At 69.4% G+C, this 13053-nt stretch carries 11 protein-coding genes; 5 read left to right on the top strand and 6 right to left on the bottom strand.

Annotated elements, in window-relative coordinates:
• The first annotated feature begins 99 nt into the window (after nt 1–99).
• The 4 genes from ACFXI3_RS21460 to ACFXI3_RS21445 all read left to right on the top strand — a co-directional run bounded on the left by ACFXI3_RS21460 (nt 100) and on the right by ACFXI3_RS21445 (nt 5002).
• Entirely contained in the window at nt 100–1002 is a 903-nt protein-coding gene (locus tag ACFXI3_RS21460; protein WP_378401582.1) for a methyltransferase, read from the top strand.
• Between the two features lie 63 nt (nt 1003–1065).
• Complete coding sequence (locus tag ACFXI3_RS21455) at nt 1066–2334, top strand: ATP-binding protein (protein WP_344272237.1); 1269 nt, start codon at nt 1066–1068, stop codon at nt 2332–2334.
• 238 nt (nt 2335–2572) lie between these two features.
• Nucleotides 2573–2947, top strand: a complete 375-nt coding sequence (locus ACFXI3_RS21450; RefSeq protein ID WP_378401555.1) for a helix-turn-helix domain-containing protein — start codon at nt 2573–2575, stop codon at nt 2945–2947.
• 111 nt (nt 2948–3058) lie between these two features.
• Entirely contained in the window at nt 3059–5002 is a 1944-nt protein-coding gene (locus tag ACFXI3_RS21445) for an NB-ARC domain-containing protein (protein ID WP_378401553.1), read from the top strand.
• Between the two features lie 221 nt (nt 5003–5223).
• Here the strand turns inward: ACFXI3_RS21445 and ACFXI3_RS21440 are convergent, their stop codons facing one another.
• Complete coding sequence (locus ACFXI3_RS21440) at nt 5224–6438, bottom strand: hypothetical protein (protein WP_378401551.1); 1215 nt, start codon at nt 6436–6438, stop codon at nt 5224–5226.
• 193 nt (nt 6439–6631) lie between these two features.
• Here ACFXI3_RS21440 and ACFXI3_RS21435 point away from each other — a divergent pair, with 193 nt between their 5' ends.
• A complete protein-coding gene (locus ACFXI3_RS21435; protein ID WP_378401549.1) occupies nt 6632–9604 on the top strand; it encodes a tetratricopeptide repeat protein in 2973 nt (990 codons plus the stop codon).
• A 314-nt stretch (nt 9605–9918) separates the two neighbouring features.
• Here ACFXI3_RS21435 and ACFXI3_RS21430 read toward each other — a convergent pair whose 3' ends face one another.
• From ACFXI3_RS21430 to ACFXI3_RS21410, 5 genes are read right to left on the bottom strand one after another with little or no spacing between them, the layout of a single operon-like run.
• Complete coding sequence (locus ACFXI3_RS21430; RefSeq protein ID WP_378401547.1) at nt 9919–10116, bottom strand: ferredoxin; 198 nt, start codon at nt 10114–10116, stop codon at nt 9919–9921.
• The gene (locus ACFXI3_RS21425; protein ID WP_378401545.1) at nt 10113–11231 is read right to left on the bottom strand and encodes an NADH-ubiquinone oxidoreductase-F iron-sulfur binding region domain-containing protein; all 1119 of its coding nucleotides are present in this window, start codon (nt 11229–11231) and stop codon (nt 10113–10115) included. The genes ACFXI3_RS21430 and ACFXI3_RS21425 overlap by 4 nt, the downstream gene beginning before the upstream one ends.
• Entirely contained in the window at nt 11228–11791 is a 564-nt protein-coding gene (locus ACFXI3_RS21420) for a ferric reductase-like transmembrane domain-containing protein (protein WP_378401543.1), read from the bottom strand. Before ACFXI3_RS21420 ends, ACFXI3_RS21425 begins: the two co-directional genes overlap by 4 nt.
• A complete protein-coding gene (locus ACFXI3_RS21415; protein ID WP_378401541.1) occupies nt 11788–12714 on the bottom strand; it encodes an FAD:protein FMN transferase in 927 nt (308 codons plus the stop codon). Before ACFXI3_RS21415 ends, ACFXI3_RS21420 begins: the two co-directional genes overlap by 4 nt.
• Complete coding sequence (locus ACFXI3_RS21410) at nt 12711–12989, bottom strand: hypothetical protein (protein WP_378401539.1); 279 nt, start codon at nt 12987–12989, stop codon at nt 12711–12713. Before ACFXI3_RS21410 ends, ACFXI3_RS21415 begins: the two co-directional genes overlap by 4 nt.
• Nucleotides 12990–13053 lie beyond the last annotated feature (64 nt).

Here is a 13053-nt window from a genome sequence, read left to right as displayed (position 1 = left end):
GACCGGCTGACCGCTGCCGCGGCATTGCGTTATGCCCGCGCTGGCACCGGAATGCTGTGGCGCGGCGACTTTCCCCACGCACGACAGCTGGTGCGCGCCATGGACCGCCGGCTTCCGCAGCGCTCGGGTTCTTTCGCCGAGGTGCGTTCAGCGCGCTCGGAACGCGCCGCGCTGCTCGGAAAAGTCCTGGTCTCCGTGGAGAATGACCATTCGCTGCAGCTGCGCCGAGCTCCCGACATCCGAGCCGCCTGCGAGCACGCATTCGGCGGTTTACCCGGCACATTGATCTCGTTGCGTGAGCTGCTCGGCGCCCTGAGCGCTTATCAATGGCATCAGAAAGGCATACATATCAAGGCGTTGAACGCTCGACTGTATCCCGCGTACAGCGTGTTCGCTCCGACACGCAGCGAGTACCTCGATCTCGTCGCGCGGGAACCGTTGCCGGGCAAGGGTTCCCCGATCGTCTTCGATCTCGGCACTGGCACCGGAGTGCTCGCCGCCATTCTCGCCCGGCGCGGCGCCGCCGAAGTGGTGGCGACCGACCTCAATCCACGCGCCGTGCGTTGCGCCCGCGACAACCTGCGACGACTCGGCCTGTCCGAGCGGGTCCGCGTCGTCGAAGCCGATCTCTGGCCCTCGCCGCAGCGTGCCGACCTGGTCGTCTGCAATCCGCCCTGGCTGCCCGGAAACCCGACTTCGGCATTGGAACTCGGAATCTACGACGCCTCGTCCGCCATGCTGAACCGCTTCCTCGACCGACTCCCGGATCATCTGACACCGCACGGCGAAGGCTGGCTGATCCTGTCGGACCTCGCCGAACACCTCGGCCTGCGGACCCGGGCCGAATTGCTCGACCGGATCTCCGCGGCCGGTCTCACAGTCGCGGGACGGCGAGAAACCACGCCACGGCACCGAAGCGCCACGGACAGTGCCGATCCCTTGCACGCGCAGCGTTCCCGGGAGCGGACAATGCTGTGGCGGCTAACCATGTCCAGAGCGTGACCCGGCGTTTCCACACTGGACTACACCAATCGAATATCCTCGCCGAAGACACGGGGAGGGACGATGCCCGGACCGGGTTTTGCCGTACCACGCCGGGACTTCGTGCGGACACTGCTGCATCGCGGCAGCCCGCCGGAGCGGCCGGACGCCGGCGAGGACCTCGCCGCGGTCGGTGACGCGACGCTGGCCCGCGCCGCGCGGTACTGGGTCGTCGTTCCGGTCGCCTACCGGATCGCCGCGTTCGTGAAGGTGTTCATCGGGTTCGCCGCGGCCAACGGCAGCACCGGGCTGGTTCCGGTGCTGCCCGCGGCCGCGCTGGGCGTCGCCGCGAACGCCGCGTTCCTGTGGTGGCTGCTGCGCTCCGGCGGGCTGCCCGCGCGGCGGACGCGGCGGGTGCTCACCATGGACCTCGGCGCCGGGCTCCTGCTGAACCTGCTGATCGCGGTGCTCGCGCCGGACTCGGTGCAGCCGTTCGCGATCGACGTCACCTGGACGTGGCTGGTCGGCTCGGTGGCGATGTGGGCCGGGACCTCCGGGCTGCCCGCCGCGTTGCTGCTGCTCGCCGCGGCCGTCCCGGTGCGCGTCCTGCTGACCCTGGCGGGCGGGCTGCGGCTGGACGACCATCTCGCGATCAACCGGTCGATCGGCTGTCTCGTCGCGCTGGCCGTGTCGATCGTGGTGGCGTGCGGGATCCTGGTGCTGCTAGGCGTCGGCACCCGGTTCGCGCTCGACATCGGCCTGCGTCGCGGTCAGGAAGCCGAACGCAAGCGCACGCAGCGGCTGCTGCACGACAGCGTGCTCCAGACGCTGGAAGCGCTCGCGATCGCGCCGTCCGACGACGCCGACCACGCCGCCGAACGGCTCGCCCAGCTGCGCTCGGTCGCGCATGCCGAGGCGGCCGAACTCCGCCGGAGCATCACCGAACCGATCGAACCGCGCACGAGACGCGGCTTCGTGGTCGAACTGGCCGACGTCGCCGCCGACATGGCCCGCGAGGGTCTGCGCACTCAGCTCGTGGCCGCCGATTTCGCTGACGACGACCGTCTTTCCGCCGATCGCCGCACCGCGATGTGCGAAGCAGTACGAGAAGCGTTGCGAAACACGGTCAAGCACGCCGGAACCAGTCGCGTCGTGCTCCGGGTGGAAGAACGCGACGGCGGGACCGCGGTGGTCGCCCGAGACCAGGGCCGCGGCTTCGACGTCCGCGAACGCGGCCCGGGATTCGGCATCCGGCAGTCCATCGAAGCACGCCTGGCGGAGGTCGGAGGCACCGGACAGGTGGAATCGACGCCGGGGCACGGAACCCGGGTCACGCTGTGGGTGCCGCACTGACCGGAAGCCTTTCCCGATGACCGGGACGAGATCGGTTCCGTGCTGCCCGGCCACGACGCTTTGGGGAAAAACCGGATCGGGACGCGCATTATTCAATCCCTCTTTCGCGCACTTGCGTAACCATTTGATAACAAACAACCTCGATTCCATGCACCCCGTTCGTAGGTTCACATTCCGTCTCCCCGAGGCCGATAATGGAGGGTCTTGCACCTTCAGGCCCAGCAGCGGGAGCGCTTGCATGGACACGCCGGACGAGGCACGCACGAATCGGACCGAGCGGAATCGCCGGATGCTCGAATCCTGGCGGGCAGGCGCGTCGATCACCGAGATCGCCAGGGAACACGGCCTGTCGCTGAGCTGGACCGGACGCCTGCTGCGCCAGGAAGGCGCCGTCCTGCCGGAAATCCGCCAGGGCGTGCGCCGGGAACTCGACGTGCCGCGAATAGTCCACGAGTACCAAGCGGGCTCTACTATTCAGAGCATCGCGGACACGCATCAGGCGTCCTACGGAACTATCCGTCGCTTGCTGATCCGGGAAAAAGTCACCATACGCCCACACGGCGGTCAGAATGCTCTCGTTCGGCGCATGCCTGGTGACACCCAGCGTCACTGAGCCCGAATGTGGTGGGTGACTCGGACCTCTTTTCGTTCCTTTTGCCGCCCGGAACAGGTAGGGAGGAATAATCGGGGGTGTGGAATGACTGAAGCGCGGCCAGGAGCGGCAGTGGCATCCGGCAGACCAGCACGGGCGCCGGTCCAGCTTCCGCCCGCGCCGCCCGTGCTCCTCGGCCGCACCGCCGAACTGGCCCGGCTGGACGAAATCCGGCTCCGGTCCGACCCCGCCCCGTCAGTCGTCGTGCTCACCGGCGTCGGCGGAATCGGCAAAACAGCCCTCGCCCTGCACTGGCTGCACACCCATCGCACCCGGTTCCCCGACGGCATCCTGTGCACGAGATTTTCCGCCGGGGGAACCGAAACCGCGGAATCCACCAGCGGCGCCTTGCACGGTTTCCTGACCGCACTGGGAGTTCCGGCCGACGACATCCCCGCCTCGCTCGCCCAGCGGGCCGCCGAATTCCGCGCGGTGACCGCAGATCGACGCTTCGCCGTGCTGCTCGACGACGTCGTGCACAGCGCCGACGCCCGCGCCGTGCTGCCATCCAGCGCGAACGCGGTCGTGCTCGTCACCAGCCGGTCCCAGCTGACCAGCCTCGCGCTGGACGGCGCGGAAATCCTTCCGCTCAGCCCGCTTCCGGACCAGCCTGCCCGGGAGGTGCTGGCTCGCGCCGGGCAACGGCACCTCAGCCACGAGGACGCACAAGACCTGCTGACCGCTTGCGCCGGCCTCCCGCTGGCGCTCGCCATCACCGGAGCGAGGCTGCGCGCCCGCCCAAGACGCCAGCCGCACCAGGAAGCCCGCCGCGGGCGCACCCGGCGATTCGGTGATTTCACCGATATCGCAACGGTTTTCGACGACTCGTACGCCGCCCTCGACGACTCGGCGGCCCGGCTCTACCGAACCTGCGGCATCCTGCCCGGCCCGCATCACGCCGTCGACGCGCTCGCCGACACGCTCCAGAGTTCGCCCGCCCATCTGGACGACGCCGTCGACGAACTGATCGAAGCCAACCTCCTCCACGAACTGGAGGACGAAACCGTGGCACAGCACGACGTCGTCCGCCACGACGCCCGCGTGCGCGCGGAACACCAGGACGCCGAGGACGACCGGGATTATCTCGTGCACCGCTACATCCGCTGGTACCGCGACCAGACTGTCACCGCGAGCGCGCTCATCCACCCGTTCCGCCCGACGTTCGCGTCCGAAACCGTTGCGGCGACCGGGTCTTTCACCGACCGGGACCACGCGGTGAGCTGGTGGCGGCGAGACCGTTCGGTCATCAACGCGGTCGCGAACGCCGCCTCGGCCCACGGCTGGGACGAGGAGCTGTGGCAGCTCGCCGAAGCGTCGTGGGGATTCTTCTTGCACCACCGGGATTACGAAGCGTTCCTCGAGCTGTGCACAGCCGGGATCGAGGCGGCCCGGCGGTGCGCGCAGCCGTTGGCCGAAGCCCGGTTGCACAATCAAGCTGGATTCGTCTGCGACCAGCTCGGCCGTTACGCCGCAGCCGCCGCACACAACGCCGTGAGCCTTGAAATCGGCGAACGAGAGCAGCACGGCCCGACCCAGGCCTCCGCGCTGGCCCGGCTCGCCAGGAACGCCCGAAGACAGCAAGAGTGGGAAGCAGCGCTTGAACTGTACGAGCGCAGCGCCCGGAAGCACGCCGAGATCGGACTTCCACGCGGGGTCGGCATGGCTCGTTACCGCCGCGGCGAAGTGCTGATCATGCTGGGACGCGACGACGAAGCACTCAGCGAACTGACCGAAGCTACCGCCATCCTCGACGAAGAAGGCGACGCCGCCCAGTTCGCGCGTGCGCTCGTCCCGCTCGCCGCGATCCACGCCCGGCGGGGCGACTACCGCCGGGCGCGCACCGAACTCCTCCAGGCACTCGAAGGCGTAGAACGCCTCCAGTCACCGCATTTCCAGGCCGAGGTCCTCACCGCGCTCGCCGGTCTCGAACGCGGCGAGGGCGACGAGACAAGCGCCCAACGCCATCTCGACGAGGCCCGACGCCTCGGCGGGGACTCCTTCGAGCCGCCGCACTGACCACGCGGCCCCGCCCGGCCAGCAGACCGCCGCGGCGATCGCACCCGGCCATTCCGCTCTCAGCTCGTCGGCCTCGCACCTCGTCGCGGTGCCAGCCCGGACCCGGACCACGACGTCCGCGCCGGCCGCCTGTCGAGGTCCGGCCCGATCCACGTCGACGACCAGCACCGGCATCGCGCGGCGTCCGGGCAACGCGATCCGGACGCGCGCGACGCCGGGGGTCACGCGTCCCACCCCGGCAGCGGCTGGGGCACCGCGGGCAACGGCGGATACGCCAGCGTGTCCGGTTCGGACAACTCCAGCAACCGGTACATCGCCGACCGCAAAATCCCCGCCGAGCAGTCGATCCTCGTGCTGGCGACCGGCAGCACCCCCGCCGTGAGCCTCGGTGCGGCGGCGATCGCGGCTTCCTCCTGGGGCTCGAGCGGCTGGTCCAGATCCAGCGGTTTCGCGTGCGCCCGCACGACGTCCGCGACGCTCCCGGCCTGTGGCCGCCCGTCCGGCAGCGACGCGAGGGTCACCGGCCGTCCGGTCGCCGCCGCGTAGCCCGTGGTCGAACCGTGATCCCCGATCACCCAGTCAGCCGCGATCATCGTGGCCTGCCATCCCTGCTCAGGCGGGATCACCCGCAGACCCCGGCATCCGTCGAGCCAGGCAGTGACCTGACGGCGCCCGTGCACTGCCCAGACGTTCGGATGCAGCACCGCCGCCACCGCGTAGCGGTCGTCCGGCAGCGCGTTCACGATCGCTTCGTACATCTTCGGGACACGGCCGAACGCCGAGTCAGTGAACCAGGTCGAACTCAGCACCACCAGCCGCCGCGAGCCGACCTTCAGCGCCCGCCGGTATCGCTCCCGCTGCCCGGTCGCCGCCCGCATCCCGTCAAGACAGATATCGCCGGCCACGACGGCCGCGGGTACCGCCTCCGGGCACCGCTCGCGCAGCACTTCGACCTCCGCCTCCGTTCCGAGCGCCAGCACCGACGGAAGCACTCGCCCGCGAAACGTGAGCAGATCTCGGTCCAACGCAGTCGTCTCGATCGTCGCCCCGCCTGCCTTCCGGCTGAACCGACGCCCGGGGACCTGCCCGACGCCGTGCCCGATCAGCAGCAGCGGCCCGCGCACCTGGTCGAGATGCCGGTGGCTGGCCGCCAGCACCAGATCGAACCGGTGCGCCACCGCCTGCTCCCAAGGCAGCACCAGCCCGTGCTGCGCCCGCACGTACTCCTCGACCCCGGCCCACCGGTCGGTGCTGTGCGGCACCGTGAACATCACCTGCACCCGCAGATCCCGTTCGAGCAGCGAGATCAGTTCGACCAGCCGCGTCCCCGCCGTCACGGTCGGAACGACCGCCAGCACCGCGCGGCAATCCGGCCGCGTCACCCGCGACGCGGCGTCGAGACCGATCGGACCGCGAACCCACACGTCGTGCGCCATCTTCATCCCCTCCGTCCAGAACCAAGCCGACGAGCCGAGGCTGCGGCGCGGTTCTGACCGGACGCTTCCCGCCGCTGGACACAAAGGGGACCGATTCCGGACAAGACAATTCCCGGGATGATCGTTATCCCGAACCGGTCGCCGACGCACCGGATCAATGCGAAACTGGACAATCGACGAGGGAGGACGTCGAATGGACTTCGCCTACGGAATTCTCGGGCAGACTGCGGTGCGGATGCACGGGAAGATGAATGAGCAGTGGGGCCAGCGGCAGACTCGGAATATTCTCGGCGTCCTGCTCACCCGGCCGGGCCAGCGCTTTTCCCAGGACGCGCTCATCTCCTGGCTCTGGGACGACGACCTGCCCGGAAACCCGCAGCACGCCCTGCACAAGGCGGTCTACCGGCTGCGTGAAGCCCTCGCCGAGGCGGACTCGCCCGTCTCGATCCCCCGGTCCGGCGACGGCTATCTGGTTGATCTCGACGAGAAACTCGTGGACGTCGCCGCTTTTCGGAAGAGAATTCGGAAAGCGCATGACGCGGCCCGTTCCGGCGATCATGAAGCGGCGTACGAATCAGCGGAGTCCGCGCTTTCGTTGTGGCGCGACGAACCGCTGGCGGGTCTCCGCACCGAACGCGCGGGCAATTGGCGCGAGGACAAAGTCAAATCCATGTTGCTTCCCGCACGAGAAATCCTGACGAGCCAATTGCTCGCGCTCGGCCGTCCCGACGAAGCCGCGGGCTGGATGCAGGAACTGGCCCCCGAACACGCCTGCCGGCTGGCTTTCGTCAAGCTCCAGATCCAGATCTACTACGCGCTCGGGCAGTCCGAGCAGGCCCAGGCCCACTTCCTCGACGCCAACCGCCGGTTCCACGACGCCGCCGACGACACCGCCAAGGCCGTGTTGCGCGCCTTCCACGACGAACTCCGGGACCGTTACGAGAACCCGCCCGCCGCCGCCCCGGTGCGCCGAGCCGCGCCGCCATCCCATCCGTTTCCCCGCGATCTCCGCGGGTTCATCAGCCGCGCCGGCGCGCTGGAAACGCTGGACCAATGGCTCCGGCCCGGCTCGCCGACGCGCTCGCCCGCGGTCGTGCTCAGCGGTCCGCCCGGCATCGGGAAGACGAGCCTCGCGGTGCACTGGGCGCACCGGGCCGCGGACTGGTTCCCGGACGGCGCGATCTACCTCGACCTGCACGGCTTCGGCCCCGCCCCGCGGCTCGAACCGTCCGACATCGTCGACCAGCTTCTCCAGGAACTCGGCTATCCCGTCGACCACGTCGTGGACGCGACAGCCCGCGCCGCGGTCCTGCGCCAGCAATTGGCCGACCGGTCCGTATTGGTGATCCTCGACGACGCGGAGAACTCCGAACACGTCGACCGGCTGCTGAACGTGCTGTCCGAATGCGCGGTGATCGTCACCTCGCGCCGCCGGCTCGGCGCGCTGACCCGGCGGCACGAACTCGCCGCCCTCGGCCTCGACCGCCTCGACGACCACGATTCGCTGGAGCTGTTCGCCCAGCGTCTGCGCGGCCGCGGCGAACGAGAACCCGACGCGGCCCGCCGGATCGCCCACCTCTGCGACGGCCTGCCCCTCGCCTTGACCCTGATCGCCGAGAGCGCCGCGCGCCGTCCGGGCCTGAGTCTCAGCACCATGCTCGAGCAACTGCGAGACCCCGAAATGCTCCTGAGCATCGGCGACGACGGGGACGACCAAAGCCTCCGCGCCGCCTTTTCCTCGTCGTACCACATGCTCGAACCGCCAAGCCAGGCCGTTTTCCGGCTGTTCGGCCACCACCCCGGCGCGGAAATCCACGTCGACACCCTGCTGTCGGCGGCCGGACGCCCCGCCGCGGAGACTCGGCGGGCCCTGGAAACCCTGGTCGCGCTGCACTTGATCGACCAGCCCGGCGACACGGATCGCTACCGGATCCTCTCTATCTTCCACCGCTACGCGCAGACGCTGAGCACTCAGCACTACGACCCGCAACCGTTGCGGCGCTTGCTGTCCCACTACTGCAGCACGGCGGACAACGCGCACCGAGTGGCGCACCCGCACCGCGACCGCCCGCCGCGGCTCGACCCGGCACCGGACATCCGCCCGACACAGTTCGAGACGTCGGCCGCCGCCCACCGCTGGTTCCTGCGCGAGCGCACCAACCTCACCGCGCTAGCCGCGCTCGCCGAGCAACACCAGCTCTTCGACTATGCGTGCACGCTTCCGCATCTCATGCACGACACCTTCGTCATCTACGGCTTCTACGACGACGTGACCGCCGGGCTGGCCATCGCGGCCCGGGCCGCGCGAGCGAACAAGGACTCTCACGCGGAAGGGTCGACGCTCAACGATCTGGGGGAACTGCACCTCACGCTCAGCAACCACAAAGCGGCCGAGGACGCGCTCTCCCGGGCGCTGGAACTGGCCATCGACGACGAATCGCCCGTGGCGAAACTGACCATCAACGTCAATCTCGCCCGGCTGCTCCGGCTGACCGGCCGTCACCGGGAAGCGATCGCCCTCTTCCGCAGCTGCATCACGCACGCGCAACGCAACGGCGATCCGGTCCGCGAGGCGAAGGCGGAGCAGTACCTCGGCGAAACCCTCGCCGAACTCGACCAGTACGAAAAGGCACTCCCGCACTACCACCGCGCCCTGCACCTGCGAGGTCTCACCGGCGACGCCTCCGGGCAGGCGGCCACCTACATCACGCTGGCCGAACTCCATCTCGGCCAGGAGGAATTCGCGGTCGCCCACCGGCATTGCCAGCTGGCCCAAGCCCAGATCGCCGGCGACCTCACCGCCGGGATGCGGTTGCGCACCGTGCAGGCGCGGCTCGCCGCGGCAGAACGGAACGACCGAGCCGCGCTGCGGTTGTCGCAGGAAGCGGTCGAACTGGCCGGGCGGGCGCACAACGCGACCGGCCAGGCGCGGGCGCTTGAGGCGTTCGCCGAGATTCTCTACGCACGGGGAAATCGCGAGGACGCTGTCGACGCCTGGACTCGCGCCGCCGCCTTCTACCGGGGCCGGGGCCGGGACGCCAAGGCCGACCGCGTCGAGGAGCGGCTGGCCGAGGCCCGGGATCCGCACACGATTCCGCAGGCCAGGGACGGAGAACGCACTGTCGCCATGCCCGCGCCGAGGAGATCCGTGATCTCTAATGGGTGACACGCCGGGGAGCGGCTAGCCAGCTCACCCATTTTTACGGCAGGATCCCCCCGTCGAGACCGTAACCATCTGCAGACAACCACTCAGAGCAAACCGCCCCCGACGGTGAAGCTCGGGAACTCAGGTCGGCTCGACTGTCGCGTCATACATGTTACGCGGCAGGTAAGAATCGCACGTGCACTAGGAGCTCGACTTGTCCTTTGTGGTCGCATCATTCCCCGACTATGCCCCGTGGATCGCAGCTGCCGCGGCAGCAATTTCGGCGTGGTGGCGTTGTTGATTCGCCGCTGAATCCGGCGCTGGCGTTGCGATTACTACGCTTTCCGTAGTCGCAACGCCAGCGCCGGACAAGCCGCAGCAGCCCGTCGGGCCTCGGCCAGCAGCGGCGCGGGCACCGTTCCCCCGCGAATGATCGGGTAGCCCCATTCGTCCACAGTGATCAGTTCCGGCAGGACGTCCGCGCACAAACCGTGTGCGCGGCAGGCGATCGGGTCGACCGTCAGGCGGTTCATGCCGCACCTGCCGTGATTCGACACGAGCCCGCTGCCAGGTGGGCTTGGGCGTCGGAGGCGAAGACGCGCAGAGCGCTCGCGGCAAGGCGGACCGCTCCGTCCGGATGGGCGCACGCGCCTCGTCCGCTGAGCAGCGGGAGACGGCGGGCCAGGCGGCCGGTCGCGTCCCGGCCGGCCAGCAGGTCGGTGAAATCCGCGGCGACAGCAGGGAGTCCGAACATGCACGGGCCGCATTGGCGGGCTGATTCGGCGGCCAATCTCAGGAGAATATTCCTCGTCAACTCCAGGCCGCAGCTTGGTTCCGGGAGCAGGTGCAGGGAGGACAGGCCCGGTTCGCGGCCGAGCGGCACCGGGTCGGCGAGGGAGCGCGGCATCCAGGTGCCGCCGTAGCCGCCGATCAGAACTGCTTGTGCGGTAACGGATCCGCCGGCGCGGGCGAGGATCGCGGAAACGGGTGTGTCTGCCGGGACCTCCAGGACACCGGGACGGGCGACGGCTCCGGTGACGGTGACCAGGTCAGTGTGGACAGAACGATAACGGTCCGCGCCGATTCTGGCGACCATCGCGAAGCGGGCCAAGGTTTCGACATTCTGCACGAGCGTCGGGCGGCCACGCAGGCCGCGTTCGGTCGGGCGCGGGAATTTGCCGGTCGGGCGAGCGTCGCCGGTGCCCAGGAAATGCACCAGCGCGGTTTCTTCGCTGGCAACGTATCGAGGCGGTACTGCGACCAGCTTCACCGGCACGGCATCGCGACGTTCGGCCAAAGCGGCCAGGACGCTCCGGTTCCCTTCGTGCAGACAGAGAAAAGCCTCGGTCGCGCCGACTGCGCGAGCCGCGACCTGAATGCCGTCCAGCACTAGGTGTGGCGCGAGTTCAAGCAGGGCACGGTCCTTGCTGCTGAACGGATCGCTCTCGCAGCCGTTGGCGACCACAATGGACCGTCCTGGTGCGACGGAGCGCAGTTTCGCCGCGGCGGGGAAGCCCGCACCGCCTCGGCCGCGGATGCCTGCGGCGTCGATTTCGTAGATCAGTGCGTCGCGATCCAGGGCTGGGAGTCCACCGTGGACAGACACATGTGCGGCAAGGTTGTTCCGGTGCAAGGGAAGCACGTTCACCTCCGAAGTGGAGAGAGGCGACGAGCCTCGGTGTCGGGACTGGTACTGCCGAACCGCACGCTTGCGGCGGCCAGTACGGCGAGCAGGCACGCGATATCAAGGGCAATGAGCAGTGGACGTGCGCTGTCGGACGCCACGAGACCGATGCTGTGCACGAGCGCGACCGGCCAGCACAGGTAAGCCAGCCAGTGCACCGCACGCCACAACCGCGGCGGGATGCGGGTCCTCAGTAGACTCGTGACGACGATGGCGAGCAGCAAGTCCACCGCTACCGCACCGAACCCGACCCCGATCGGTGCATAACCCGAGACGAACGGAACGACGACGGCGAGCCAGCTGAGGTCCACGTAGCCGTCGACAACCGCGAAGACGATGTGTGCGGCCAAAAACACGAGGCTGGCCAGGGCGAGGTTCCGGTGCAGGTCCGCGAGCGCGAAGCGGGGCCACCGCCGCGTCGCGAACCTCCCCGAATTAAGGAGGCCGAGAACCACGACAGCCGTCGAGAACACCAGCGAGACAATTCCGGTGGCACGGCTGAAATACCAGAGCGCGGAACTCACGACGCACGCTCCCGGCGGTCCCCCGGCCACCCCGCCGTCGTGCGGATCGCGCCGCGCGAACTCACCAGCCGCGCGGGCAAGCCACGCGACCCGAGCCAGTCCAGCGCGGCCACGCCCAGCACGACCGAAGCGGTGCTCGCCGTGTTGGCGTCCACACAGGACTTCGCCGCCACCGACACCGTCCGCCAGCACGGATCCGCCGATTCGCCCGTGCGCGGGTCGACGATGTGGTGCACCGCGCGGCCGCCGCGGCGCCACGTTCGCCGGGCTACCCCGGACGTCGCCAGGCCGCCGCTGGTGAGCGTGATCGTCGTGTCGGCGTGGGCGACCGCGTCGCGGTGGTCGTCGCCGATCGCCACTTGCCAGCCGCCCGCCGGAGCCGGACCGGCGACAGCGAGGTCGCCGCCGAGGTTCACCAGCACGCCGCAGCCGGTGCGCTCGGCGATCTCGGCGGCAGCCTGGTCCGCGGCCAGCGCTTTCGCGGTCGCGCCGAGGTCCAGCATTACGCCGCGCGGCACTACGACAGTCCGCCGGGCCGGTTCGAACAGCACCCAATGCGAACCCGGCGCGGGAACCGGGGCAGCGGCGGGTCCGTCGGTGATCTCAGCGAAATCCCGGTCGTAGCCGAGCGCGGCCATCGACCCGCCGACCGTCGGATCGACCAGTCCGCCGCTCAGCCACGAAGCCCGCAAGGCCGCCGACAGCGCGTCGGCCAGCAACGGGCTCACCTCCACTTCCCGGCCCGCGGCACGGTGGAGTGCCGAAATCTCCGAATCCGTACGGAATCGGCTGCATGCCCGATCCAGCTCGGCGAGCCGCGTCCGCAGCAACGCGGTCGCCGGCCCGAGCGCGGCCTCCTCGGTGACGAGCACCCGCGCGGTCGTGCCGAGCGCGGGAAACGCGGCCGAATACGGCCCGGTCACGACGCACCCGATCCGGTGTGCGCGTGACCGGAACCGGATCCCGGCTCCTGCGCGGGCGCCTGCAACTGATCTTGGCCGGAAGTACTCGATCCGGTGCCGCTGTCGCTCGAGGATGATCCAGTCCCGCTGGTGGACGGAGAGCCAGCCGCCGTCAGCCCGTATCCGATGCCGCCGGCCGCCGCGACTCCGAGCACGGCCGCGATCGCCGTGACGAACGCGGTCCGGTGCCGGACGCGTGCCCGTTCCTCTTGCCGTCTCCTGATGTCCGGGTCCATGCCGGGTGTCCTCTCCGGTGGTGGGAACACCCAGTCTCAGCCGCGAATCTATGAGTCCGCTGGG

The organism is Amycolatopsis sp. NPDC059235 (assembly GCF_042754125.1).
GTDB lineage: Bacteria > Actinomycetota > Actinomycetes > Mycobacteriales > Pseudonocardiaceae > Amycolatopsis > Amycolatopsis albidoflava.
The sequence above is the reverse complement of the archived record's forward strand: the minus strand, read 5'-3'. Positions and strand labels throughout refer to the sequence as shown.